The 26,551-nt window shown below is 56.5% G+C and carries 24 protein-coding genes; 14 read left to right on the top strand and 10 right to left on the bottom strand.

Annotated elements, in window-relative coordinates; all coding sequences use genetic code 11:
- The first annotated feature begins 42 nt into the window (after positions 1 to 42).
- The 4 genes from KA369_16610 to KA369_16595 all read left to right on the top strand — a co-directional run bounded on the left by KA369_16610 (position 43) and on the right by KA369_16595 (position 2,135).
- Positions 43 to 411, top strand: coding sequence for a hypothetical protein (locus KA369_16610; GenBank protein MBP7737605.1), 369 nt, complete (start codon positions 43 to 45; stop codon positions 409 to 411).
- Positions 412 to 689: 278 nt separating this feature from the next.
- Complete coding sequence (locus KA369_16605) at positions 690 to 1,232, top strand: Spy/CpxP family protein refolding chaperone (GenBank protein ID MBP7737604.1); 543 nt, start codon at positions 690 to 692, stop codon at positions 1,230 to 1,232.
- Positions 1,233 to 1,263: 31 nt separating this feature from the next.
- On the top strand, positions 1,264 to 1,761 hold the full coding sequence (locus KA369_16600) for a sigma-70 family RNA polymerase sigma factor (protein MBP7737603.1): 498 nt from the start codon (positions 1,264 to 1,266) through the stop codon (positions 1,759 to 1,761).
- Positions 1,758 to 2,135, top strand: a complete 378-nt coding sequence (locus KA369_16595; GenBank protein ID MBP7737602.1) for a hypothetical protein — start codon at positions 1,758 to 1,760, stop codon at positions 2,133 to 2,135. Before KA369_16600 ends, KA369_16595 begins: the two co-directional genes overlap by 4 nt.
- 170 nt (positions 2,136 to 2,305) lie before the next feature.
- Here the strand turns inward: KA369_16595 and KA369_16590 are convergent, their stop codons facing one another.
- On the bottom strand, positions 2,306 to 3,511 hold the full coding sequence (locus KA369_16590) for a CoA transferase (protein ID MBP7737601.1): 1,206 nt from the start codon (positions 3,509 to 3,511) through the stop codon (positions 2,306 to 2,308).
- A 231-nt stretch (positions 3,512 to 3,742) separates the two neighbouring features.
- Between KA369_16590 and KA369_16585 the strand changes: the two genes are divergently transcribed.
- The 3 genes from KA369_16585 (at position 3,743) to KA369_16575 (ending at position 6,850) form a co-directional block, all read left to right on the top strand.
- Complete coding sequence (locus KA369_16585; protein ID MBP7737600.1) at positions 3,743 to 4,357, top strand: TetR family transcriptional regulator; 615 nt, start codon at positions 3,743 to 3,745, stop codon at positions 4,355 to 4,357.
- A gap of 252 nt (positions 4,358 to 4,609) precedes the next feature.
- A complete protein-coding gene (locus KA369_16580) occupies positions 4,610 to 5,380 on the top strand; it encodes an enoyl-CoA hydratase/isomerase family protein (GenBank protein ID MBP7737599.1) in 771 nt (256 codons plus the stop codon).
- An 18-nt stretch (positions 5,381 to 5,398) separates the two neighbouring features.
- Entirely contained in the window at positions 5,399 to 6,850 is a 1,452-nt protein-coding gene (locus KA369_16575) for a 4-hydroxyphenylacetate 3-hydroxylase family protein (protein MBP7737598.1), read from the top strand.
- 31 nt (positions 6,851 to 6,881) lie between these two features.
- Here the strand turns inward: KA369_16575 and KA369_16570 are convergent, their stop codons facing one another.
- From KA369_16570 to KA369_16560, 3 genes are all read right to left on the bottom strand, one after another.
- On the bottom strand, positions 6,882 to 8,210 hold the full coding sequence (locus KA369_16570; protein MBP7737597.1) for an MFS transporter: 1,329 nt from the start codon (positions 8,208 to 8,210) through the stop codon (positions 6,882 to 6,884).
- 33 nt (positions 8,211 to 8,243) lie between these two features.
- Positions 8,244 to 9,191, bottom strand: coding sequence for a YihY/virulence factor BrkB family protein (locus KA369_16565; protein ID MBP7737596.1), 948 nt, complete (start codon positions 9,189 to 9,191; stop codon positions 8,244 to 8,246).
- A gap of 147 nt (positions 9,192 to 9,338) precedes the next feature.
- On the bottom strand, positions 9,339 to 10,037 hold the full coding sequence (locus tag KA369_16560; protein MBP7737595.1) for a zinc metallopeptidase: 699 nt from the start codon (positions 10,035 to 10,037) through the stop codon (positions 9,339 to 9,341).
- Positions 10,038 to 10,539: 502 nt separating this feature from the next.
- Between KA369_16560 and KA369_16555 the strand changes: the two genes are divergently transcribed.
- The 4 genes from KA369_16555 (at position 10,540) to KA369_16540 (ending at position 15,252) form a co-directional block, all read left to right on the top strand.
- A complete protein-coding gene (locus KA369_16555) occupies positions 10,540 to 12,408 on the top strand; it encodes a tetratricopeptide repeat protein (protein MBP7737594.1) in 1,869 nt (622 codons plus the stop codon).
- The gene (locus KA369_16550) at positions 12,395 to 13,228 is read left to right on the top strand and encodes a hypothetical protein (GenBank protein MBP7737593.1); all 834 of its coding nucleotides are present in this window, start codon (positions 12,395 to 12,397) and stop codon (positions 13,226 to 13,228) included. The genes KA369_16555 and KA369_16550 overlap by 14 nt, the downstream gene beginning before the upstream one ends.
- Before the next feature lie 246 nt (positions 13,229 to 13,474).
- Positions 13,475 to 13,792, top strand: a complete 318-nt coding sequence (locus KA369_16545; GenBank protein MBP7737592.1) for an STAS domain-containing protein — start codon at positions 13,475 to 13,477, stop codon at positions 13,790 to 13,792.
- A gap of 293 nt (positions 13,793 to 14,085) precedes the next feature.
- A complete protein-coding gene (locus KA369_16540) occupies positions 14,086 to 15,252 on the top strand; it encodes an ATP-binding protein (protein MBP7737591.1) in 1,167 nt (388 codons plus the stop codon).
- A gap of 55 nt (positions 15,253 to 15,307) precedes the next feature.
- Here KA369_16540 and KA369_16535 read toward each other — a convergent pair whose 3' ends face one another.
- From KA369_16535 to KA369_16525, 3 genes are read right to left on the bottom strand one after another with little or no spacing between them, the layout of a single operon-like run.
- Positions 15,308 to 15,511, bottom strand: a complete 204-nt coding sequence (locus KA369_16535; protein MBP7737590.1) for a hypothetical protein — start codon at positions 15,509 to 15,511, stop codon at positions 15,308 to 15,310.
- A 24-nt stretch (positions 15,512 to 15,535) separates the two neighbouring features.
- Complete coding sequence (locus tag KA369_16530; protein ID MBP7737589.1) at positions 15,536 to 15,742, bottom strand: hypothetical protein; 207 nt, start codon at positions 15,740 to 15,742, stop codon at positions 15,536 to 15,538.
- A gap of 9 nt (positions 15,743 to 15,751) precedes the next feature.
- Positions 15,752 to 18,067, bottom strand: a complete 2,316-nt coding sequence (locus KA369_16525; protein ID MBP7737588.1) for a vitamin B12-dependent ribonucleotide reductase — start codon at positions 18,065 to 18,067, stop codon at positions 15,752 to 15,754.
- Between the two features lie 614 nt (positions 18,068 to 18,681).
- On the opposite strand from KA369_16525, the gene KA369_16520 reads away from it, so the two are divergent.
- Positions 18,682 to 19,581, top strand: a complete 900-nt coding sequence (locus tag KA369_16520) for a hypothetical protein (protein MBP7737587.1) — start codon at positions 18,682 to 18,684, stop codon at positions 19,579 to 19,581.
- Positions 19,582 to 19,611: 30 nt separating this feature from the next.
- Entirely contained in the window at positions 19,612 to 21,930 is a 2,319-nt protein-coding gene (locus tag KA369_16515; GenBank protein ID MBP7737586.1) for a methyl-accepting chemotaxis protein, read from the top strand.
- A gap of 17 nt (positions 21,931 to 21,947) precedes the next feature.
- Here the strand turns inward: KA369_16515 and KA369_16510 are convergent, their stop codons facing one another.
- The 3 genes from KA369_16510 to KA369_16500 form a co-directional block, all read right to left on the bottom strand.
- Positions 21,948 to 22,838, bottom strand: a complete 891-nt coding sequence (locus tag KA369_16510; GenBank protein ID MBP7737585.1) for a helix-turn-helix transcriptional regulator — start codon at positions 22,836 to 22,838, stop codon at positions 21,948 to 21,950.
- Positions 22,839 to 22,952: 114 nt separating this feature from the next.
- Entirely contained in the window at positions 22,953 to 25,406 is a 2,454-nt protein-coding gene (locus KA369_16505) for a TonB-dependent receptor plug domain-containing protein (GenBank protein MBP7737584.1), read from the bottom strand.
- Between the two features lie 476 nt (positions 25,407 to 25,882).
- Positions 25,883 to 26,095 carry a hypothetical protein gene (locus KA369_16500; protein ID MBP7737583.1) on the bottom strand — a complete coding sequence of 71 codons (213 nt, stop codon included), beginning with the start codon at positions 26,093 to 26,095 and terminating at the stop codon, positions 25,883 to 25,885.
- 228 nt (positions 26,096 to 26,323) lie between these two features.
- On the opposite strand from KA369_16500, the gene KA369_16495 reads away from it, so the two are divergent.
- Complete coding sequence (locus KA369_16495) at positions 26,324 to 26,551, top strand: hypothetical protein (GenBank protein ID MBP7737582.1); 228 nt, start codon at positions 26,324 to 26,326, stop codon at positions 26,549 to 26,551.

The raw sequence follows: 26,551 nt of genomic DNA, 5'->3' as shown, positions 1-26,551 counted from the left end.
TTGCCGGGGATACATACATTAGTACCGGGGAGGAGGTTGTCGATGGAGGGAAAAACATCGTTTTCCGTGCTCGAGAAGGAATTCATGCATGTCCTGAGGAGCGAAATCAACAGCTCCGAAGATAAGATTGACCTGGAAAATCATTTTTCAAACACCATGAAAGCCCTTTTAAAAAAGGTCTTTGAGCATGAGCATATCAGCTGTGACGTGGACGATGCCGATGTCATGTTCAATCCGAGGGCCAGAAATTATTACACGATCAGCGGCAAGCTGCTTCAGATGAAACCGTTCCGGGGCCTCTGGGTCGGCTCCGATCTGCCCAATGTCATCGGCAGGTTCGCTGATTCCGCCCACAAAAAGTTTCTCCACCTGGAGAGGCACAGGGAAAAGGCCAGGTTTAAAATACGGTGAGGCACCGCCGTACGGCGTAACACCGTGGCTCCGTAATTGACAGATACCGTATGGGTTTTTAGAGAGGACCCTTCATGAGCGATTACTCGAAGGCGGGGTAATACCTGCGAGCGGGGCTATGCGAATAAAACCTTCCTGCCCCGCGGGCAGCCGGTCCTTTCGCCGGAAAAAAAACTTTAATGCGGTGATAAAAAATCATTATTTGGAACCTTTTGGCCGGGAGCGGGGTCATACGTTCAAAATTCGAATAATTCTGAAAGTGTATGCGAGGAGGAACAATGCAGAAAAGTAACAAAGTGATACTGACGGCGGCAATTCTGGCGCTCATGGCACAGCCTATGCTGTTCGCCCAGGCCGGCGGGAAAAAGGGTCCCGCGGGCAGGAAGGGAGACAACAGGCCGATGATGGCGGAGTGCCATGGTAAGTTTTTCGGCGATCCGGTCCGCATGAAGAAGGACCTCAATCTCACCGACGAGCAGGTGACCAGGATCGCTGATATCAACAAGGACCACCGGAAAAAGATGCTTGATTACAAGGAAAAGCTGGCTCCTAAGGAAATCCAGTTGAAAAAATTGCTCCTGGAAGATACCGTTGACATGGCCAAGGTCAGGGCGCTTCTGAAGGAGATCGGCGACCTGAGGGTCGAGCTCCAGGCGCTGAGGATAGAGCACCGGCTTGACATCGAGAAGGTTCTCACCGCTGACCAGAAAGCCAAAATGCGGCAGCACCGCATGTACATGATGAAGAAGAAAGGCAAGGGCCGGCAGTGCCCCATGGAGCAGCACCGGGGCCACGGCGGCGGGCGCGGCATGAACATGTAGGCTTGCCTCGGCACAGGGGCCAACGATCCAGATGACGGATATTGAATTCGCTGCCATAGTGGGAAGAACGAAGAAAGTCGTACTGGGGGCCGTGCGCAAGCACCTCGCGGTACGATTTTCTTTCGCCATCGACGACGTGGTGCAGGAAACGTACCTGCGGGGATACCGCCATCTCGCCGCCGGAAGGTTCAGGGAAGAGTCGTCGGTCGAATCATGGCTCTACGCCATCGCGAGGAACGAATCGATCAGGATGAACGGAAAGCTGGCCCGCGAGGAGGAAAAAGCGGCGAGGGCCGCCGAGGAGCGGGAGCTCTCAATGGCCGGAGCCTCCCTGAGCGATGAGGCCCTCGCCATGGACCTGCTCCTTGAGCGGCTGCCGGAGAAATACAAGACGGTGATGACCCTGAAGGCCCAGGGCGTTACGGAAAAGGAGATAGCCCTCGCCCTCGGCATCACCATGGGCACGGTCAAGTCCCGATTTTCCCGCGGCAAGGAGATGCTGCAGAAACTATCCGGGGAGGTGGTATGATGGAACCGGGGAACAACGAAGGGTTTTTCAACGAGAGGATCGACGCCAGGCTGAAGAGCGCCGAGTGGGACCTCGCCATGGCGCGGACCGTGCTCGGGCGCCGCAGAAAAAAGCGGTACATCCTCGGCGTTTCCGGCTCCGTCGGATCAATGGCCGCGGCCGCGCTGGTGGCGCTCCTTGTGACCGCCGCCCCGGAAGTAACCCCCTACGGCGAAGGGCTTCACAGTCTCGTCAACGCCCAGGTGCGGGGGACCTGGAACCAGGTCTTTGCCGACAGGCAGGCCTCGGAAAGCGACACGTCAATTTTTGTGGAAACCCAGGATGACCCCGGCGTCGATACCATCATAGACGAGACACTGGCCCAGAGGCTGTAATGACAGGCACGATCTCCCCCTGCCGTATCATTGAGGACCGCGCGCCGGGACCGGATACCGCCGCTGGCGCAACCATCAGGCGGAGTATTCACGCCGCGGCCTTCGATTGCCGGATTCTCTCGACCGGATAATGCCGTTGAATTTTATCAAGACGAACATTCCATCACCGGTCATAAAACTATCTTGTCTGCGTACAGGGCTTCGATCTCGTCGGCGCCGTAGCCGAGCCAGTCACTGAGGATCGTCCTGCTATGCTCCCCCAGGGACGGCGCCGCCATCCGCAGCGAACCTTCCGCGCCGGAGAACCTGAATGGAAAACCGGGTACGTCTATCTCGCCGAACTGGCCGTGGGGCACCTTCATGAACATGTCCCGCTGCTTCAGGTTCTCATCGCCGTTCACCTGGTCAATGGTGTAGGCAATGCCGCAGGGTATCTTCTTTTCCTCCAGGGCGGCTATGATATCGCGGGACGCGTGCCGCGCCGTCCACTCTTCAATGATGGCGACCGCCTCGTCATGGTTCTGGACCTGGACGATGATGTTGCTGAACCGGGGGTCCGACGCGATCTCGGGGCGGCCGATCAGCTCCATGAGGTCCTTCCACTGGCGCGCCGTGAGGGAGACGATGGCCACCTTGCCGTCCCTGGACTTGAAGAAGCCGTAGAAGGGCATGCGGTCCGAAGAGTTGAGCACGTCCCTCGGCTTCCGGCCCAGGCGCTCGGCCACGTCTCCCAGGATCGGCTCCAGGGCCCTGTCGATCATGGCCCGGTAGTTGTTGTAATACATCACGTCCTGCATGGAGAGGTCGATGTACTGCCCCTGGCCGGTCTTCATCCGGTGGATCAGGGCGAGGAGGGTCGCGATGGCCGCGTAGGCCCCGGAGGTGAGGTCGCCCCAGTAGTTGTTCGGGAGGAGGAAGGTGTCCTGGTCGTTCCAGTACTGGCCCCCCACCGCCTGGGCGATGATGTCGAAGGCGGCCCGGCCCGGCCGCACGCCGGTGGCGCCGAACCCGGAAATGGCTGTGTAGATGATGTCCGGCCTGATCGCCCTGATCTCATCATAGCCGAGGCCGCATTTTTCCAGCGAGCCCGGAATCAGGTTGTGCACGAACAGGTCCGACCGGGCCGCGAGCCTGCGGACGATGTCGGCGCCGCGGCTGTCGCGCCAGTCCAGGGCGAGGCCGTACTTGTTCCGGTTGAACACCGAGTAACAGCGCTCCGCCCCGGGCATCAGCCTGAATATCATCCTGAGGGTGTCGCCGCCGGGAGGCTCCACCTTGACGACCTCGGCTCCCATGTCGGCCAGTATCTGCGTGCACCGGGAACCGGAAATGAACTGGGTTATGTCAATGACCTTGAGTCCGGAAAGAATCTGCATGGCGGCGCTCCTTCTGTGCGTATATGTATATACCGGCCGGCTTTCACGCTACTCCGATAGGACAGTTCATGCAAGGATAATTTCACGATCGGTATAAAAATAGCGATGATGATTCGTTCCTGCCGGGCCGTTTTGTTATTGACAAGGAAATTGAAGAAGATGAATGGTCATTCATTAACATGTGGCGGCAGGTGATCCCGTCCCCGGCCGCAGCCGGACAGGGAGAGGGCGATGGCTGAGAGAAAGAACCGTACAACACAGCAGGAATTGATCATCGCGGAATCGAGCAGGCTCTTCTGGGAAAAGGGCTACGCGGAAACGAGCATGAAGGACATAGCCGCCGCCTGCGGGTTCCGGCCGGCGAACATCTACAACTTTTTCGACAGCAAGGAAACCATCCTGTTCGAGATCCTCTATCAGGAGATGATGGATATCGTCTCACCCATCCGGTACCTCAGGGACGACGAAGCCGTGGACCCGGTGGAGGCCCTGCGCCTGATGATAGAAAACCACGTGAAGCTGACCCTCGGGGAAAAAAGCTCCTCGAAGCTGCTCTTCGACGTGGGACTGAAGAACCTGACGCCGGCCAACCGGAAGAAAATAATCAGGCTCAGGGACGATTATGACGCCATCGGCGCCGCCATCGTGCGCCGGGGAAAAAAGGCGGGCCTGTTCGCCAGGGACATCGATGACAAGATCGCCGTGTTCAGCATCGGGTCGATCATAGCGCGGTCGCGGATATGGTATTCCCCGAAGGGGCGATATTCCGTTGATGAGATCATAGAGCTCATGTTCAGGTTCGCCCTGCGCGGCCTCGGAGGCGGAGAGTCCTTACTGAAGAAATAGACGGTACCGGCCCGCCGAGGGGCGTCGGCCGCGTATATAAATTAATGGTCGTTCATTAACTAACAGTTTCCTGAAAAACTCCCTCCTTGGAGTTTTTCAGGGTCGGTTTTACGAAGTGAATTCGTAAAACCTCACATTTTTCTCGGCTAATGCCTCGAAAAATGGCGATACATCCATGTATCGTTTAGCAGTTTGCTATTTTTCAGCAAACTGCTAAATAGCGGAGCGATTATCAGCCAGGAGGTGCATTCGATGGAATACCGACACATACGGTATAGCAGAGAAAACGGGATCGCGCGGATCGTGCTGGACCGGCCCGACGTGCTGAACGCGCTGAACCGCGCCATGGCGGATGAGATCCTCGACGCCGTGCGGGTGATTGCGGCCGATGAATCGGCCAGGGCCCTGGTGATATGGGGCAGCGGGAGTAATTTCGCCGCCGGCGCCGATGTCGGATCGATGGTGGACCTCACCCCCGCGGAGGTGCCCGCCTTCGCCTACAATGACGCCTTCAACGCACTGGAGGATCTTCCGGTGCCCACGATTGCCGCCCTGTCAGGTTTCGTCCTGGGAGGGGGCCTCGAGCTCGCCCTGGCCTGTGATTTCAGGATCTGTTCACGGGACGCGAAGCTTGGATCGCCTGAAATTAAGCTGGGCATATTCCCCGGGGCCGGCGCCACGCAGCGCCTGCCCAAGCTCATCGGTCCGAGCCGGGCCAAGGAGATGATCTTCCTGGGAAAGAGCGTCGACGCTGAAACCGCTCTCCGGTACGGGCTCTGCGACAGGGTCGCCGAGGGAGACCCCGTCACAGAGGCCCTGGAGATGGCGGCCCAGCTGGCCAGGCAGGCGCCGGCGGCCATCCGCATCGCCAAGGGGGTGATCAACTACGGCCTGGGAAGGGACATCAAAATAGGCGTCGCCTTCGAGGAAAAGGGTTTCGCCGAGCTCTTCACCACGGCCGACCAGAAGGAAGGAATGAAGGCATTCCTTGAAAAAAGAAAACCGGTCTTTACCGGGAAATGATCCCAAGGAGGACCCATCATGAAAACACCGCAGGAGTACATCGAAAGCCTTCGAAAGCTGAACCTGAACGTGTACATGTTCGGGAAGAGGGTGGACAACGTGGTGGACAACGGGATCATCCGCCCCTCCCTGAACGCCGTGGCCGTGACCTACGCCCTGGCCATGAAGCCGGAATATGGGGAGATCATGACCGCCACGTCCCATATCACCGGCAAGAAGATAAACCGCTTCACCCATATCCATCAAAGCGCGGACGACCTGGTCAAAAAGAGCAAGATGGGGAGGCTCCTGGGGTCTCTCACCGGGTGCTGCTTCCAGCGCTGCGTCGGCATGGACGCATTGAACGCCCTGTCCATGACGACCTTCGACATCGATAGGAAATACGGGACCGACTATAACAGGCGCTTCCTCGCGTACCTGGCCTACGTCCAGGAGAGCGACCTGGTGTGCGACGGCGCCATGACCGACCCCAAGGGGGACCGTTCGCTGCCGCCGCACCGGCAGCAGGACCCGGACCTGTTCCTCAGGGTCGTGGAGGAGCGGAAGGAGGGCATCGTCGTCCGCGGCGCCAAGGCCCACCAGACCGGCGCGGTGAATTCCCACGAGGTCATCGTGATGCCCACGATGACCATGGGCGTGGAGGACCGTGACTACGCCGTGTCCTTTGCAGTGCCGAGCGACGCCGCCGGCGTCACCTACATCATGGGCCGGCAGTCCTGCGACACCAGGAAGCTCGAGGAGGGTACCATCGACCGGGGCAACGCCCTCTTCGGCGGCCACGAGGCGCTGATCGTGTTCGATAACGTGTTCGTGCCCCGGGAGAGGGTCTTCATGTTCAGGGAGCATGATTTTTCCGGCCAGCTGGTGGAGCAGTTCGCCTCCTATCACCGCCAGAGCTACGCCTGCAAGGTCGGCGTGGGGGACGTCCTCATCGGCGCCGCCCAGACTGCGGCCGAATACAACGGCGCGGACAGGGCCTCCCACGTGAAGGACAAGATCATCGAGATGAACCACCTCAACGAGACCCTCTACTGCGGGTGCATCGCCTGCGCCGCCGAGGGCCACCGGGAGCCGAGCGGGACCTGGTACGTGGACACCCTCCTGGCCAACGTGCACAAGCAGAACGTGACCCGCTTCCCCTACGAGATCGCGCGCCTGGCCCAGGACATCGCCGGGGGCCTCATGGTCACCTGCCCGTCGGAGGGGGACCTCGCGTCGCCCGAGACGGGGAAATGGGTGAAGAAGTACCTGCAGGGGCGGAGCGGCGTCCTCACCGAGGACCGGGTGCGCATCCTCCGGCTCATCGAGAACCTGACCATGGGCTCCGCCGCGGTGGGGTATCTCACCGAATCGATGCACGGCGCCGGCTCGCCCCAGGCCCAGCGGATCATGATAGGGCGGCTGGCGAACATGAAGGAAAAGCAGAAGATCGCGAAGAAGCTCGCCGGCGTGGCCGGGAGCGTGGAGTGACCATGTCAATGGCCGCCGCCCGGCGGCCCCGCTATTCGCCGGCGTGTTCGGCCGCCGAGGCCTTGCCCCTCTCGATGTTCACGAAGAGCGCGATTACGATGGCGATGAAGAAAAAAACCGAGCAGGCCAGGATCGCGTTTTTCATGCCGAAGCTGTGCTGGAGGATGCCGATCCCCATGAGCCCCACGATGGCGGCGAGTTTGCCGGTGAGGTTCCAGAGGCCGTAGAATTCCCCCGATTTCGTGTCAGGGGAAAAGAGCCCCACCATGGCGCGGCACGCCGACTGGGTGGCGCCGAGGCCCATCCCCGCCAGGGACCCGATCACCAGGAACACGTGCTGTACCTCCCAGGACGTTCCGAGGAGGCCGTTCAGGAACCCCGTCAGCGGCTCGACTCCGTAGATCATCGTGACCGATGCGACCCAGAGGACCAGGGTCGATACCAGGGTGCCCTTGGCGCCCCACCGGTCCTGGAAAAAGCCGAAGAGGAGCGCTCCTCCCGCGGCGGTCAGCTGGGTGAGGATGAACATGATCATCTGCACCAGCCCCGTCCACTTGATCACCTGGTCCCCGTAGATGAAGGCGAAGCTGATCACGATCGAGAGGCCCGCGTAGGCGAAGAAGAAGGAGGCCAGCAGGATGATGAGGTCCCGGTAGTCCCTGATGTCGACGAAGGTTTTCTTCAGCCGCTTGAAGCCGAGGGTGAAATAGTTGTCTCCGGCCGGAAGGGCCCGGGCCGCGCCGCGCTCCTTCACCCAGAGGAAGGTGGGGATGGCGGCGACGAGAAAAAAGGCGCCGGTGATGGGTCCCACCAGGCGGAGGTTCGGGAAGTTCTCCATGGTGAGAGCCCCGAGACCGAAGAGGACCATGGCCGTCGACGACAGGCCGCCGAAATATCCGAGCCCCCAGGCGTAGCCGGAGATCTTCCCCAGGTCCTCCGGCGGGCCCAGGCCGGGAAGGAAGCTTGAAACGAAGGATTCGCTATAGGAGAAGCCGATATTCGACAGGATGATGAGGACCATGGCCAGGGCGACGCTCCCCGGGGACACAAAGTAGAGGCCGGCCGTGGCCACAATGGTCAGGACATAGCTGCCGAAGAGGAATTTTTTCTTTGCCGCCGTATAGTCCATGATGGCGCCGAAGAGCGGCGCCGACAGCAGCACCACCAGGTAGCTGATGGAAAGGGAGGCGCTCCAGAGGAGATTGCCCAGGCGGAACTCGGGGGCGTCTCCGACGATTAATTTTGGAAAGATGACGCAGAATACGACGGTGATGATGACCGTGGTGTAGGACGAGTTCGCGAAATCGAACATGGCCCATCCGAAAATCTCCTTGCCCGGTGCCCTCTGCGCGGTTGCCATGGCGGCGCCTCCTTCACGTGGTATTTAAGGATACTACTTGTCGAAACTGAGCTCCCGGCCCTCCTCGCTTTTCTCGTAAAAGACCCACGCCATCTCCGCGCCGATGATGAAGAGGAAGCAGGTGTACCATATCCATATCATCAAGATGACGATGGTGTTCAGGGAGCCGAAGATGGACGTGTAGTCGTTTATCTCCCTGATGTAATAGGAAAAAAGGGACTTCACCACTTCGTAGCTGAAAGATGCGAAGAGTGCCCCCTTGAAAAGGGACATGTTCGTAAGCTTTTTCGGCGGGATGAAGCGGTAGATTATGAATATCAGCACGGTGTTCATGACCAGGGTCGTAACGGAGGATATGATCAGTGGGATCTCCTCCACCGCGGTGATGAAGGTGTTCAGGATGCCGACCTTGTTGAGGTTCTCTTCCATCAGCAGCGCAAGGTCCATGTTCTTCAGTACGGCGATGAAATTCGAGAACAGGGTGATGATCAGTATGGAGGTGGCCATGCCAATGATGATGAAGAAGTGGCGGATCTTCGCCTTCCAGTACTTCCTGCTCTCGCCGATGCGGAAGGCCTTTTCCAGGCCGCGCTCGATGATGTCGAAAACGAAGCTGCCCCACCAGAACAGGAAGGGCACCCAGATGAAGGCCAGGTAGCGCTTCTTGTAGATGATCCGGTCGATGACGGAGATGAAGCGCTCGATGTCGATCGAGGGGAGCTGGCTCTTGAGCTGGGTGGTGTAAAACGCGGCCAGGGCGTCGGACTTGTAGAAGAAGCTCATGATGGCGATGATGACCAGCGAGAGGGGAATGAAGGATATAAGGAGAAAAAAGGCCAGGGCGCAGGTGGACAGCTCGCCGTCATGGTCGCCGAAGTTTTTCATGACCGTGCGGAGATCGACGAGCAGGAAGTCCTTCAGGGCCCTGATCGGTTTCAGTGCGACGATTTTTAATGTGTGCAGCGCTTTTTTGATGTTCATAGATTGCCAGCTCAATGCACTCCTCGCCCCGACGCCTTGATACGGGCTCTGTCCGACTCCGCATGATGGATGTTATCCGGCAGGAGCGGGTTTCCGCCTCTTCACGCCGCATTATAGCCGGCATGTCCGGTTATTTCAAGAAAAAAATTAATCGTCCCTTCCGCCCAGGAGTCCCGCCCTGATGAGGAAGTAGATCAGGGTCACGATGGAGGAGGCGGCAGCGGCGACATAGGTCATGGCCGCCGCCGACAGGACGCTGCGCACGCCCTGGAGCTCGCCCTGGGAGATCAGGCCGTAGGAAGCCAGCATCTCCTTGGCGCGGGACGACGCGTTGAATTCCACCGGCAGTGTGATCACCTGGAAGACCACGACCGCGCTGAAGAGCACGATGCCGATCTTGACCAGGCCCAGGAAACCGAAGATGAAGCCGGCGAGGATGATGATCCAGGAAAGGCTGGACCCGATGTTCGCCACCGGCACCATGGTGTTGCGCAGGACCAGGGGCGAATAGGCCCTGGCGTGCTGTATGGCGTGGCCGGTCTCGTGGGCGGCGACCCCGATGGCGGCCACGGAATTGCTCCTGAAAACATTAGGGGAAAGGCGGATTACTTTCTTTGACGGGTCGTAATGGTCAGAGAGAAAGCCACCTGTCTCGGTGACTGCCACGTTGGTAAGGCCGTTCCGCCTGAGGAGCTCCGCGGCGACATCGGCGCCCGTCATCCCCGATGCCGACATCACCTTTGAGTATTTATTGAAGGTGCTCTTGACCTTCAGGGAGGCCACCAGGGAAAGGATGAGGACCGGCGCCATCATCATCCAGTAGAGCGGATCTATTCCGTAAAACATTTCATTCCTCCGGTATATATCGCATAGTTATTATCTGTTCAAAAATATATACGATCCTTTGTCATTGCGCGGCGCCTCAACGCGGTTCCCGGGCCATTCGAGGGGCGCTTTGTTCGCGATGACAGACTTTTTCATTCTGATCGGACAGTCTTTATATATGAATTGTTACACTGATATTTGTCAATTTTTTAATATCATTGGCGTTTCCGGCGGATATTAACCGTATGACCGGTCCGGGATATGACCCGGGCGCCCAAGGGGCGTTAAGGCCCGGGGAGCGGCCGCGGGGTGATTTCAATTAGATTTGACAATAATGAGAACAGATACTATCTTTGTATTATATTAGGCTCGTTGCTATCAAGATTTCTCCTCATCCCGTAATAACGGGATCCGTCGAAATGACAGTTTGCAACAAGTCAATTATCGACAATGGATACGGTTATTGAAAATATTCCTTGCAATCCTTCATTGTACAGCAGCGTTTATTCTCTTATCGGGGAGCGTGACGGCCGCCGCGACCATTGAGAAAAAAAACCATGACCGGAACGATGCGGGCCATGGGTCGCCCTCCATCCATTCCAGCTGGTCACGCTATAGCTGGGGCCTCTACTACAGGAACCTGGCCACGCGGGACAGGAGTTCATCGGAGCGGGACGGCTACCTGAAAAAGGCGATCCAGTGCTTCAATGAGGCCGCCGCCTCCGGCGGCCCAGCCGACAAGATCTATTTCCAGCTCTCGGAATGCTATTTTTACCGGAACGATTTCGCGGCATCCCTCGAGTATGCCCGCAAAAGCCTGGCCGTCAACAAAACGGACATGCGCGTCTATAACAGGATCTACCATATATACCTGAAGCAGAAGAACTACGATGCCGCGGCGGCGATCCTGGAAGAGTACCTGAAGGAGAAGCCGGAATCGGTCCAGATCATGTTCGTCCTCGGCGAGCACTATTTGAAGAACCTGAACGACCCGGACAGGGCGACGGCTGCGTATAAAAAGGTTATCGCCCTGACCGATCAGCTTCCCATCGAGGATTATTACAAGGAACAGTCGTATCTCAGCCTCGCCTCGATCGCCTACCGCAAGGGCGATATCCCCGAAGCCATAGCGATGTACCGTAACGTGCTGGCCATCAACAAGGAAAACATCGACGCCATCTATTTCCTCGCCCTCACCTGCATGGATGTGCATGACCTTGGCGCAGCCGAGCGGTACGCGCTGCAGTTCATTGAAAAGCGGCCCGGCGACAAGGTTATATTGTCGATACTGGGAAGGATCTATTACCTGCGCGACGACATGAGGGCCGTGAACTTCCTGGGAAGGGCGAAGAACGCGGGGTCGATGAGCGGCATACTGGCCTGGGGGCTCTACTCGGAGCTCATCCGCAAGGACGATATGGCTGAGAAGCTCCTGGCCGGCGTGGTGAAGATTTCCCCGCGCACCATCTCGGTCCACCTGGCCATGGCCCGGATCAACGCCCGCAAGGGGGACGCGAGCGCGGCCTTCAACGAGTACGTGACCACGGGCGTGCTCATGTTCAACAGCAAGCTCTACGAGGAGTCCAAGCGCTGTTTCATGGAGGCAAGCAAGCTCAACGAGTCGGTCCCGGGCGTGTATTACTACCTGGGGAAGGCCTACGAGGAGACTCAGCAATATTCCCTCTCGCTCTATTACTATATCAAGGCGAACAGCCTGCAGCCCGACCTTGACCTGATGCTCCATATCGGCTATCTCTACGGCGTGAAAAAGGAGTATGACGCGGCTATACACTACTTCAACCGGGCGTCGGCCCAGGAGCCGTCGAATTCGCGGCCCTATTTTTTCAAGGGCCTCCTGTCGATCTGGCAGGAGGATTATCCGGCCGCTGAGCGCAATATCCGGCAGGCGATCTCCCTCGACGAGAAAAGCGAGACCTATCATTTTTACATGGCCGTGGTGCTGGAAAAGCTTTCGAAGATCGACGATGCGATCATGTCCCTTGAAAAGGCGATCAAGTACAATCCGAAGAGCGCCCGGGCGTACAATTTCCTCGGCTACCTCTACGCCGACAATAACATGAAGATCGACGAGTCCCTGGCGCTGATCCAGAAGGCCCTGGACATCGAGCCGGACAACGGGGCATATACCGATTCCCTCGGCTGGGCCTACTTCCGCAAGGGCAATTACCGGCGGGCCCTCGAAAAGCTCCTTGTCGCCGAAGGACAATTGAGCAGGGCGAACGCGAACGACCCCGTGGTGTACGACCATATCGGCGACACCTACCTCAAGCTGGGCAACGTCGACGGCGCCCTGAAATACTGGCGTAAATCCAACGAGATAAAGAAGACCGACACTATAGAGGGCAAGATCAAGCACTATGAGAAGAAATAACGGTTTCTCCATCATGGCGAACATCATCATCCTTGCCGCCGCGGCGGCCGCCGCCCTGGGATGCTCCACGGCAACGGTCCGCGACGACGCGACCATCAAGGGGCAGTATCATCCGGCCGGCAAGGAGGGTATCCGCGCCATGGTCGACAGCATTGCCGTCATCAATAAAAAATGCCCCGAATCCTACGCCCTCGATTTCGACATAAACGGCACCTACGGCGACAAGAAGAACAAGATACTGGGGAACGCCCAGTATGATAAAAAGCGGCGGGCCATGCACGTGGCCTTCGTGGATTACATCTTCAAGAGCCCGGTCATGACCATTCTCCGGGAGGGAGACACGGTGCGGGTCTACTACCCGGTTGAGAAGAAGATGTTCGTCGACAGCTCCAAGACCATCGACCTGGCCAATTACGGCGGCGTGACAATCGACTTCGACATGTTCCACGACATCATTACCGGCGCCATCCCCCTCATAGCGGGTTATTCGGTGAAACAGGGCCTCGCCGCCAATGACGGGAAAGGGTCCATGCTGATTCTGGAAAATCCGAAGTATTATCAGACCATATCGTTCCAGGGCAATGACCCGGACAAGATCCTCCTCATCAACAAGAAGACCAGGGAGAAGCTCGAGATATACGTGAAGAAGCCCTTTGCCCAGGGGGCCAGCCGCATCTATTCAAACATCATGATCGTGGCGCAGGGCGTCCGTCTCCGTCTCGACATCACCTTTAAAAAGATTCAGCTCAACGGTCCGGTGAAGGTCAAGACCGTGAAGGACATCAAGCTTCCGGACAACCTGAAGGTCATCCAGATGTAGGGGGCCGCGCCGGGTCGGAAATCAATTAATTCTATAAGGACTGGTGGATACTGTATCCAGCAGGCCTTTAATTATTTCACGCACCAGCTTATAAGTTAAAAAAATATCTTGCGCATATTTGCATATCAATAAAAAATAGTCCTTGACATGATGCGCGACATAATGAAATAGTGAGCCCCAAAGTATTATGTCTCCTCAGGAAAACGATCCCTGTAATTGATACCGTAAGACTGACGAACGATGAGAATGGATTACGTCAAACACGAAATATGCGGAACTGAACTGCGCCTGCGGTTTTTGACGGACGAGCTTGTCTTCAATACCACCTCGTTCATCCTGGAGTTCATCGAGAAGACGCTCCAGGCGTCGAAGGCGGACCGCGTCGTCCTCGACCTCGACGGGGTGGTCCAGATAGACTCCTCCGCCGCGGGCATGTTCATATCTCTTAAGAACAGCATGAGGAAATCGGGGAAAACCCTCGTATTCCAGGGGCTCACCGACGGGGTCATAAAAATTTTGCGTTATCTGGAAGTGGACCGGTTCCTGGAGTTGGACGCAGCCTGATATCGATTATTGATCTCTGCGCCAGGGACCCGCGTCATCGACAGCGGGTTTTTTTGCGGCCCGGCGGGCTACAGTGATGACTTGATCCACTGCACCAGCCGGGCCCTGGGCATGGGTTGCGGTTATGAAAAAAACGCATCCATCCAGCCATACCAATCCCGTGATGTATTCCAAAGGCGCTATGGACGGCAGTAATAATCTGCAGGCCCTGTGTACACTATTGTTGGGATAACCTATATGGACAAATTGATAATCTGATTGACAATTTGTCCAAGACATGTTACATTAAACGCATGTATAAAAGAATGCTTGGGGCGAAGCTCCTTTCGCTGGCAAAACAGTACCCGGTAGTAACCCTTACCGGTCCGAGGCAATCGGGAAAAACGACACTGGTTCGTATCTGTTTCAAAGATAAGTCCTATGTAAGCCTGGAAGATCCCGATATGCGGGAATTCGCCCTGTCCGATCCTCGCGGGTTCCTGGGACAATTTAAAGACGGCGCGGTCATAGATGAAGTCCAGCGGGCGCCAGATCTTCTTTCGTATATACAGGGAGTCGTCGATTCGTCGAAAAAATCCGGTATGTTCATACTTACCGGTTCCCAGCAGTTTCTTCTCCTTGACCGTGTCAGTCAGTCCCTCGCGGGACGCACCGCGCTGTTGAGCCTCCTTCCCCTGAGTCTGCAGGAATTGAGAAAGAACAGGCTGACGCCAGAAAACCTGGACGCTCTGCTCCTCAGCGGGGGTTACCCGTCGATATACGACAGGGGGCTTAATCCCTGGGAGTGGAACGCCAATTATGTCGCTACCTACCTTGAACGGGACGTGCGTTCCATCAAGAATATCGGAGATCTTTCCCTTTTTCAGCGCTTCCTCTCCCTCTGTGCCGCGAGAAGCGGCCACCTGCTTAATTATTCCGAGATAGGCAATGCCTGCGGGATCACCCACAATACCGTCCGGTCATGGATATCGGTCCTCGAAGCAAGCTATATCGTGTTCCTGACGAGGCCCCATCACGGCAATTTCAGCAAGCGTCTGGTCAAGACGCCCAAGCTCTATTTCCACGATACCGGCCTTCTCTGCTATCTGCTGGGCCTTCGCGACAGGAACGCCCTCTCGCTCAGCCCGTTTCGCGGCCATATTTTCGAGACCCTTATCATGGGTGAGATCGTAAAACATTTCATGAACAGGGGGGACAGGCCGGCGATTTCTTTCTGGCGCGACAAAACAGGCAACGAGATCGACTGCATGATCGATTTCAACAACAGCATAGTCCCGGTGGAAATCAAGTCGGGCGCGACGATACTTCCCGATTATTTCAGCGGCCTCGCGTACTGGAAAAAAATATCCGGATCCCATTCAAAGGGCTATGTCGTTTATGGCGGCGATACCGGCCAGAAACGCAGCGATGCAGAGGTCGTTCCCTGGATGGATATGGATTCATTTCTCAAGACGTTATGAATATCCGCGCCAGGGACCCGCGTCATCGACAGCGGGTTTTTTGCGGCCCGGCGGGCTACAGCGACGACTTGATCCACTGCACCAGCTGGGCCTTGGGCATGGCGCCGGCGATATCCTTGATCCTTGCTCCGCCCCGGTAGAGGTGGAGGGCGGGGACGCCCCGGATATCGAAACGCCGCGCCAGCTCCTGATCGGTCATGGCGTTGACCGTCGCTATGGTCACGATCCCGGCCATTTCAGAGGCGATCTCGTCCAGCACGGGACGAAGGCTCAGGCAATGGGGTCAGGTGGGAGTCCAGAACTCGACCAGGACCGCGCCGGGCGCCGATTCCACTACCCGGGAGAAGGTCGCGGCCGTCACCTCGACGGGGCGCCGGGGAAAGCTCAACGCCGCGCCGCATTTGCCGCACCTGGGCCCGCTTCCCAGTTTATCCGCGCGGACCCTGTTGGCGGACCCGCACGATTGGCATCGAAGAAGAACCGCGTCCATGGCTCCCTCCTATCCGCACCGCGAAAAGCCGCAGGACCGGCACACGGAGCAGCCCGATTCGAATTCGAGGGGGCCGTGGCAGTCGGGGCACACGCCGACCATGACGGTTTCCTTCAGCTTGCCGTTGGTCTCGGCGATGTTCTTGGCCGCTTCATGGAGGGTGTCATCGGTGTTGGGCGTCTGGGCCACGCCGGCATGGCGCTCCAGGGCCTTGGCTATGGCGTCGGCGCAGGAGTAGATGCGTCCTCCCTTTTCCCAGGCCTGGTTGGGGCAGCGCACTCCCTTGATCTGCTTGATGATCTGGTCCTTGTCGATGCCGCTGCGCAGGGCCAGGGAGATGAGGCGGCTCACCGCCTCGGTCTGGCTCGCGGCGCACCCGCCCCCCTTGCCCATGGCCGCGAAGACCTCGAAGAGGCCCTGCTCGTCCTGGTTGATGGTGACGTAGAGGGAGCCGCAGCCCGTGGCGATCTTCCGGGTCGATCCCCAGGTGATCTCGCTGCGCGGCCGCGGCGTGATGGGGCCCTGCGGGACCGCCGCGGCGGCGCTTTCCGTGAAGGATCTGCCGTCCGCTTTCTGCCGGGTCTCGAGGACCTGGTTCTCCCGGGACTGGTCGCGGTACACGGTCACGCCCTTGCACCCGAGATGGTAGGCCGACAGGTAGACCTGCTCGATCTCCTCCACCGTGGCGTCGCTCCTGAAATTGACGGTCTTCGACACCGCGTTGTCCACGTGCTTCTGAAAGGCCGCCTGTATCCGGATGTGCCATTCCGGCGAAATGTCGTGGGCGCTCACGAAGAGGCGCTGCGCGTCCTCCGGGATCCCGTCGATGCCCAGGGCCGATCCGTGCTCCGCGATCCGCGTCATGATGTCGTCGGTGAGGAACCCGCGCTCCCGAGCCGTTTCCTCGAAGAGGGGATTGGCCTCGACCAGGATGTTGTTGTCCATGACGTTGCGCAGGTAGGCCAGGGCGAAGATCGGCTCGATGCCGCTGGAGGTCCCGGCGATGATGCTGATGGTGCCGGTGGGCGCGATGGTGGTGGTGGTGGCGTTGCGCAGCGGCGCTGCGCCCTCGTCGGCGTAAGAGGATCTGTCGAAATTGGGGAAGGCGCCGCGCTCCCTGGCCAGCTCCCGGGAGGCGCGCTTCGATTCCTCCTGGATGGTCCCCATGATCGATTCGGCCGTCTCAACGGCCTCCTCTGAATTGTAGGGAATGCCCATGCGGATGAGGACATCGGCGAACCCCATGATGCCGAGGCCGATCTTCCGGTTGGCCAGGGTGTTCTCTTTTATCTGCTCCAGGGGATACCGGTTCAGGTCGATGATGTTGTCCAGGAAGCGGACCGAGAGCCCGGTGATTTTCCGCAGCGCATCGTAATCGATGACGTAAGAGCCTTTTTCCTTCTTGATGACCTTGTTCAGGTTGATGGAGCCCAGGTTGCACGACTCGAAGGGGAGGAGCGGTTGCTCTCCACATGGATTCGTGCTTTCGATGACGCCCACCTTCTTGAGCGGATTGGCGGCGTTGATGCGGTCGATGAAGACGATCCCCGGCTCGCCGCTCTCCCAGGCCTTGCGCACGATGAGGTTGAACACCTCCCGGGCCTTGAGCGCGGCCGTGGCCTGCTTCGTGTTGGGATTGATAAGGGAGTACTCGCCGTCCCGCTCGAGGGCGTCCATGAAGTCGTCCGTAAGGGCCACGGATATGTTGAAATTGGTAAGGGCGTTCCTGTCCTCCTTCGCCCTGATGAAGTCGATGATGTCCGGGTGGTTCACCGACAGGATCGCCATGTTGGCGCCGCGCCGGGTGCCGCCCTGCTTGATGGTTTCCGTGGCCGCGTTGAAGATGTTCATGAATGATACGGGGCCGCTGGAGACGCCCGCCGTGGACTTGACGATGTCGTCCTTGGGACGGAGGCGGGAAAAGGAGAAGCCGGTGCCGCCGCCGCTCTTGTGGATCAGGGCCATGTTCTTGACCGCGTCGAAGATCCTGTCCATGGAATCCTCCACGGGAAGGACGAAGCAGGCGGAGAGCTGGCCCAGGGGCCTGCCGGCGTTCATGAGCGTGGGCGTGTTGGGAAGGAACCGGAGGTCCGCCATCATCTCGTAGAATTCATCGGCGCGCCTGTTGACCTCGGACGCCGGCGATCCGTGGAGGAGGTCCGCGGAGGCCACGAACCTGGCCACGCGCTTGAAGAGCTCCTCCGGCGTTTCAATGATTGCTCCCTTGTCGTCCTTGGCAAGGTACCGCTTCTCCAGCACGATGCGGGCGTTTTCCGTAAGCTGTGGTTCTTTTTTGGAAGAAATGATGATATCGGTCCACTCCATGTCTCTATCCCGGTAACGAAAATGATAACGTGTTGAAAGGCAGCGCGCGATGCCTGTTAAGAATCCCCCCAACCCCCCCGGAGGGAGGCTTTCAGGACAGCCCCATCGCGCGGTGCTCCTGTTTATAAGTATGATAATTGATTGTTAAGAATCAATAATGATTATTAGACTTGTTGCAAAACTTCGTTTTGCGATTACAGGAGAGCCCCTGCGGGGCTTTTTTCGGAGGCTTCGCCCCCGGCCTCGTAAATAAAATGAGAAAAACAACAAGTCTTTTGAGGAAACCGCCGGCATCGACCGGTCCCGTGCCCCCAGAGGGTACATATTAAAGAAAAAAACTGCTCTTTTATTGAAAGACAAGCAGTTTCCTGAGGTCCCCGTGCTTAATATAGTAAGGAGGGGATTCTTATTCAAGGAAATTGTCAAGAAATATTTATTATGTCTTATTGCGAAAATAGACCGCTGATAATTATTATTCTCACCGAACAACCTGGATGGGAAAAAGTCATTGACTCACATTGCTCAAAGTGTATACTATTTAGCATTCATTCACTTTTATTATAGTTATGCTAAGATATATACGGTATACTCTATCATATATTCACATTCTTACAATGGCCGTGTTCGCGGCCATTCTGCCGTTACTGGCATGTTCCGGGAATCAGAGCGGCACCGACCGGGTGAAGATTACCGGGGTCAATGCATATTATACCGAGGCTGACGTGGCCAAAGGGCCGAAGACCCTGGAGACCACCATCCGCGTTACCATGTCCCACGGCGCCCACGAAAAGGCGGACATGCGATGCGTCGCCTGCCATCACAAGCACTCCAACGATGAGCGGATAAAAAAATGCGCCTACTGCCACAAGGGCCTGGAGGGGGCGAAGCTGTTCCATAACTTCTGCGTCACGTGCCACCGGGAGAAGAAGAAGGGACCGGTCCCCTGCAACGAATGCCATATCGAAAAGAAAGGGACCAGCGCTTACAAGGACATTGAAAAGATGTACGGAAAGACCTTCGTCTTCGACAAGAAGAGCCATAAGGCCCATGAAGAGGCGGCGGTGGAATGCAACGTCTGCCACCATGACGCGGGCAAGGAAAAGAACAAGAAGAAGTGCTCCGCCTGCCACGTGGGCAGATCGAAGATGGTCATCCTCCACTATTTCTGCAAGGATTGCCACAAGAAGCAGAGCGGCCCGGTGAAGTGCCAGGAATGCCATGCCGGCGTCAAGTCGGATTACCAGAAGGTCAGGGACGTCATACCCCTGGAAAAAACGGGGCACCGGCTGCCGCAGATCCGTTTCAACCATAAGGCCCACGTGGAGGAATACAACACCGAATGCGTGGACTGCCACCACCTGGGGTCCATGAAGAAGTGCTCCTCGTGCCACGGGAAAAAGGACGAGGGGGCCGTCATCAATCTCAAGGCGGCGTTCCACCAGCAGTGCCACGAATGCCACCGGCGCACGGCGGGGCCGCAGGGGTGCCACAGCTGTCACAGGGGCGGGGACTAGACGATCACTCCAGAGGCGGGGAGGCGGGTCATGAACCTGTTTGGACGCGTATACGCAATCTTCAAAAACATCAGCATCCGCAATAGGGTCAAATACGTCCTTCTCTCGGTATGCGTGTTCATATCCCTCATTTTTGTCGCCGTGAATTACCTGCTGACCGGCTCGTGGCTCCAGGACCTCATCCTCGCCAATTACAGCGAGATCGCGACCAAGCAGTTCGAGTTCATCGAGTACTGGATGGAGCGCCGCGCCGAGCATATCGAAAAGCTGTCGAAGGCGCCCCTGGTCGTCGAAGCGGCCGTGCAGATGGACCAGGGGGGCAGGGTCGCGCCGAACACCGCGGCCGCGCTGAAAAGGTATCTCGACGACGTGATGTACGACCAGGGCTCCTATGCCTGGATCCTCCTCGTCGACAGGAAGGGGAACATCGGCGCCTCAACCGACGGCAGGCGGGGCCTCCTGGACGAGGAGATGTTCGAGCGGATACCGAAGCGCCATGACATCCATATCTTTCCTTCATACGTCGAAAAGCTCAAAAAGGGAAAAACCGTCATCCAGCCGATCAGCTTTCCGGTCTTCGGCGGGAACGGCGCCGCGCGCGGCTATATCATCTGCGCCATAAACATGATGGTCATGGACGATTCCCTGAGCATCATCAATCTCGGGAAGAACGGGAACGCCTATATCATAGACGCGAAGGGGCAGGTCGTGTGCTCGTCCCGCGATTACGAGTTCAAACACGGCGTCGGCGTGCTGAACGATTATTATATCGCCGCACAGGACGCGGGCCGCGGAACCGGGTTCCAGCTTGTGGACCCGAAGTCGCGGCAGCCGGTCAAGAGCGTGGCGGCCTGCCTGGAGAGCGGCCACGCCGGCCATGACAGCTACACCAACCATGAGGGAAGGGACGTGATAGGGATCTGGAAATGGCTCAGCTATTTCCAGTGGATGTTCCTGATCGAGATCGAGAAGAGCGAGGCCTTCGCGGCCATCACGAGGACCATCATGATCTATCTCGCCATCGGCGCCCTCTTTGTCGGCTTTTCCGTCGTCATCGCCCTGCGCCTGTCCCGGGACATCAACCGGTCCATGACCTCCTTCATGGAGTCCTTTGGGAAGGGAGCCCTCGGCGACCTCTCGGTGCGCTACCCCGTGTCGGACCGGTCGACCGTCACGGTGTTCCAGAAGAAAGACGACGGGTACATCCCCTACGACCGGGGCCGCGGGTTCTGCTTTTTCGAGATCGGGTCCATCGCCCGCCGCCTGGGCAAGGAGGCGCTGTGCAGGGATATTCTGGAGAAGAAATACAAGTCCTGCGTCCAGTGCGGGGTCTACAGGGTGAACACGGAAAACCAGATGCACAACCTGGGCGTGTGGTTCAATCTCTTCATCGCGAAGATCAACGATGTGGTCAGGAGCACGATGTCCCTGTCCCAGGAGCTCTTTGTCTCATCCGACGAGATGTCCTCCTCTACAAGCGCCTTTTCCGATAACGCCAACACCCAGGCGACGTCGGCGGAGGAGATCATGGCCACGGTGGAGCAGCTCACCGCCGGCTTCACCAACATATCCGACCGGGTCAAGGAAGAGAACCTGAGCCTCAAGGCCATGGTCCACCGGGTCAACGAGCTGACCAGGATCATCGACACCATGGGAGACAAGGTCAAAAACACGCAGATCAACACCGATGATTTCATGGGCAAGGCCAGGCACGGGGAGCGGCTCCTCAATGACATGAACCAGTCGATGATGAAGATCAACACCAGCTCCAACGAGGTGATGAGCATCATACAGATCATCGACGGCATATCCGAGCAGATCAACCTCCTGGCGCTGAACGCCTCCATCGAGGCCGCGCGGGCCGGCGAGGCGGGCCGCGGCTTCGCCGTGGTGGCCGACGAGGTCTCCAAGCTCGCGGACCAGACCGCGTCGAGCCTGAAGCAGATCGACGGCCTCATCAAGGCGAACAACAGCGAGATACGGAAGGGCCTGCACAACGTGGAGGACACGGTGGAGACCATCGCCGCCATCATCGACGGCTTCAACCTGATCAGCGGGATGATGAAGGAGATTTCCGACACCATGGAGATCGAGCTCAACACCAAGGCGACCGTCGTGGACGAGATGGACAGCATCAAGGAGCGTTCCGACGCCATAGAGGACGCGACGCACCAGCAGATGGTGGCGTCGGACGAGATCGTCAAGGCCGTCAGCGTCATCAACGAGACGACCCAGCACATCGCCGCCCGGGCGGAGGAGCTGGCGGCGAACTCGGAAAACATGCGCAACGAGGCGGATCTCCTCAACCGGAGCATAAGCTATTTCAAGCAGGACGATTCGGATAAATAGAAGGGACGCCGCGGCCCCTAGCCGGCGGTGGAATAGAGGATCTTGCCCGAGTCGGCGAAGCTGTAGTCCCCCAGGGGCTCCACGGTCTTCCTGAACTTCTTCGACTGCAGCGATTCGATGAAAAGCTGTATCCCCTTTTCGAAGAAGGTGTCCTTGCCGATAACCATGTCGAAGCTTTCCCGCGCGAGGGGGATGAAGGGTATGTCCATGAGCTTGGATATGGCCACGGAGGATATGCCCGCGTCGGCCTTGCCGGAGAGGATGGAAAGGCCTATCTCGAAATGGGTGTTCACCACGTTCTGATAGCCCTCGATAGAGGCCGCGTCGATGCCGGCCTTTTTTAAATTATGATCGATAAAGAGGCGAATCCCCGAGCCCTCCTGCCTGTTGATGAAGCGGACGCCCGAGGCCAGGTCCTCGATTTTTTTCACTTTTTTAGCCGCCTCGGGCGACACCATGATGCCGATCTCGCGGTAGAAGAGGTGGACCACGGCGATCTTCCTGTCCGCCAGGTGCGAGGATATGTACGGAATGTTGTAGGTCTTGCTCTCCGGGTCGAAAAGGTGGCACCAGGCTATGTCGGACTTCGATTCCTTGAGGAACTCCAGGCCCTGGGTGCTGCCGATGTTGCAGGAGAAGATCGAGAAGTGCTCGGAGTTGTTCTGGCTGATGAGGAGGTCCAGGACCGGGTCGTTGCTGCCGGCCGCCAGGATGCGGCTGCCGTGGCCGTTGGCGGTCCTTTTATCGGGGCTGTGGCGCGCCGACGTGTCGATCCACTCGTCGATGAGGTGCTTCGGGAAGATCCACTTGCCGGTGACGCGGGTGCACGGGATGGAGCCGGTCTTGATGAGGGCGTAGACCTGCTTCTCGTTGATGCCGAGGTATTCGGCTACCTCTTTGGTGTTCATCAGTTTTTCCGGCATTGTTGTCCTTTGGAGATATGATACTCTTGATGTTTATATATCGTCAATGAAAAAAGTAGGATATCATCGCGAAAATGTTATATTAATCGTTCATATGGTTTAATATTTAAGATTTATACCGCCATAGAACATCCGTCCCGGCCCTGGGTTGAAGGGATCGGCGAAATAATCATCCAGAATGTTTTTGCAGAGAATATATACCGTAATATATTTATATATTTTTTGTGAAATTTTTACATTCAGCATGAACGGATTATGTAGCTTTACCGGCTCGAAAAAGCTGCGTGAAAATGCGGCGAATTGTACATCCGGCGCCGGGCGGACACGCATGGCATACATGATCTGGTTGAATTTGGCGTTTCCCCATAATGCCAGCATAGTATCACTTTTAAACAGTAGCCGCAGATCGGCGACAATTTGATGCTCGGGAGTCAGTTCAAGATGGGGCCCCTTGTTGACTTTTGCGTTCCATGAATCGTCCATGTTCACGCAGTTGAGATACGTATAATAGAATGAGGCGTTTATCTTTTTGAAAATCGATATGTTTTTCTTCTCGAAGGTAACGTAGGCTTCCGCGCCCTGGGAGACGATTTTTTCTATGTTAACCGGCGGCTCATCGGAGCCCGCAATCTTCTCGATGCGGTTCCTCACCAGGCTGATGAAGTAGTCCGCGCCGAAACTCAGGCTTCTATCCAGGAAATAGAACTGGTACCCGGCGTTGCCGTTGTACGATCGCTCCGGCTTCAGGCCGCGGTCGTACAACGAGGCGATGACCTTGTCATACTCCCCGAGTGTGGGAAAACGCGTTTTCATGGAGCCGGCGATCTTTATGTCGAGCAGGTCTGGAACGGCCGTGATGACGATGCCGGCCACGGGATTGAAGGAGTCGCGTGTTCCCCAGATGGTGGATTTGTCGCGCACGATATAGGCCGGGCCGTAAAAATCCGGGTAATCTTTGTTGCGTGATTTGAATTTTGTGAAATTTTGCGCGTCGTATGATATGCCTGCGGAGAGGCGCAGGCGATCCTTGATGTTGACCTCGTCCTCGATGGCCACGGTGAGGAACGAAGCCTTGAGATATGATACCGTGTATTTGTCGAGGCCGAATCCGGCGGTAATGACGGGCCATGACTCGATCAGGGACTTGGCCTTCTGCCGGGAGGTGAAGCGGTCCTCGCGCCAGGTAACGGCCATGTTCAGGCGGTTCCATTCCGTGATACGGTAGGAGGGGTAGACATTCACGCCATAGGACATGTAGGTTTCGTAATCATAAACGGGGCAGTATCGTCCATCATTGGGCCTCGCGGCAGGGGCGTCCTTTTCATAGAAATGCCAGTTGTCAGCGTATCCTAACTGCGACGCGTAGTCGTAGGAGACAAACACATTGGCCCTGATGAGGAGCCGGTCATAGTCAATGGTGATGTAGGGGTACACGGTGTACCGGTATTTCTTCGGCCACACGAAGGATCGGTTCCTGAGGGCCGCTTTCTTGACGTCACCCTGGGTGGGAACCTGGAACAATGGGTCCTTCCACCAGAGGTTCTGGAGCTTGTAGTCGCTGAAGCAGTTGTTCTCGTAGGTGTTGGTTTTTGCCGATCCATAGCGGAACAGGGCTGCAACGCCGACGTCCACGTGATTGCTGAACTCGTACCCGATCTTGGCCGCCAGGTTGTATTTGCGGTACTCGTTATGGTTCCACTTTCCGTCGTCGAACAGGTAGCTGTACTGGGCGGGCATGGTTACCTGGTCGTAGGTGAAGTTGTACAGGTAAGGCTTGATGAATTTAGTGTACCAGCTTATCTTTTTCGCGCGGTCGAGTTTCGCAGAAGGTCTGTATCCGCCGGAGTTGTGGAAAGAGCCGGTAATCCAGTAGTAGAACTTTCCGAAGGGAGCGCCATGGGCGAAGCTGGCTGACCCGTTTTTATATTGCCCATATTCGCCGTTCGCCTCCGCGAAAAGACGCGTCGGCTTCCTGGTCACCACGTTGATGGAGCCGACCGCGCCACCGGTGCCGTAAAGGGCGGAGGACACGCCCCGGTTCACGTAGATGCGGGACACGTTCATGACCGGTATATCTGAAAGGTCCACATCGGTTGAATAGATGTCGATCACGGGGATGCCGTCTACCAGGACCGCGATCTTGTCCTGGTCGAATCCGCGTATCTTCGCGCGCACGTGTCCCTTGGTATGGCGTTCGATGGCCACGCCGGGCACGGTCTCCAGTGAATCGTCAAGGGTCTTTTCGCTCCGGTCCCGTATGTCCTCCTGGTTTATTGTCGTGGTGATGGCCGCGGCATTGATATTGGCTATCGCTTTTCCGGAGACTATGATTTCCCCGGCTGAAAAGACACCACTATGCTTTTTCTTGCGTTGAAATGGATCCCCTGCTTTCTTCGTGGCGCTCGATTTGCCGAATCCGCCGGTAATATTATTATTGTTTCCCAGTACCTGTGCTTCGATTCCGCGGGATAAAAGAGGAAAAAATACTAATGCGATTGTAATTGTTATAAATGATAGAACGTGATAATTTTTCTTTAATAAAATTATTATCATATCATTTTTATCTATTCCTTGCCAAATAACTTGACAGGAAGTATTCTCAATATACCTCATTGTAACAGCATATTGGAATACTCCCTTCTTGTTTAATAATATCTAAGTCAGCTGGTCATAAACTACATAAATTTTTACGGGCAACTGGTAGAATCAAACATAGCACCTGCGCCGGTGCCGGCGCCCGTAGGAAAATCATAGGTGTCGTTGAATGTTATTGTAACGGATGAAACAGTTGGTATACTCACTGTTGTCGCTTGAGATATGCAATAAGTGCCATCGGCAGTTGTATCATATAATGTATAGAAATCGCCTTTATTGTCAGCATTATCCCCGCTCTTGTAGTCATAGAACACCATAAGGTAATAATCACCCGACCATATGCCTGTAATGGTTATAGTTTGTTGCGTACCATCAGTTACAGGGCCAGATGTTCTTCCTGAATATACGCAAACTGGAGATCTGGTATATGTGGGTCAAACATTGTAAAGATATGCATATATGTATTGTGTGCCAGTACTTGCAACATAAGTACCTGTATACGTCACATTAACCGTCAGCGTCTTGTTCCCTAGTAAAAATAATAAGTTCGTAAGATTTGTTTCATTTTTATTAGCTTTTTCCTCATCGCAGCTGAAGATAGGCGTAATCATTAGCAGCATCACAAAAACCAACAGTTTCTTTTTCATAACTATTTATCCTCCTTAGTAACAAAGTATTACAAATCAATTATACAAATAATTTATGTCAAATACAAATAATTATACAAAAGTAAGAAATAGTCATTATTTGGGAATATTTTTCTTTCATGGAAATTTTTTTCGAAATGGTCACTTCTTTTCCAACTGGTACGTGAAGAACCCCGCCTTCCTGAGGGCCTCTGGGGCACGGCGCTGAACGACCAGGTCGCGTAAGCCATGAGGTATGCGCCGCCCTCGGGGACCACCTACTTCTATTCGCGTAATTTCTTCGACACGGTGAAGCTCCACAACCAGTTCAACCTGAACGTGAAGGTGTCCCAGGAGATATGGAAGCGTTTCACCCTCTATGTTCTTTTCAAGAACATCCTCGACGACTACAACCCTGACCCCTTCAATCCGGGGCCCGGGTTCCTCTGCTACGGAGGGTTCGAGGCGAAGCTGTAA

This window comes from Spirochaetota bacterium (assembly GCA_017999915.1).
Classification (GTDB): Bacteria; Spirochaetota; UBA4802; order UBA4802; family UBA5550; genus RBG-16-49-21.
Note: the sequence above shows the minus strand (reverse complement) of the source record. Positions and strands in the feature narration are given on the sequence as shown.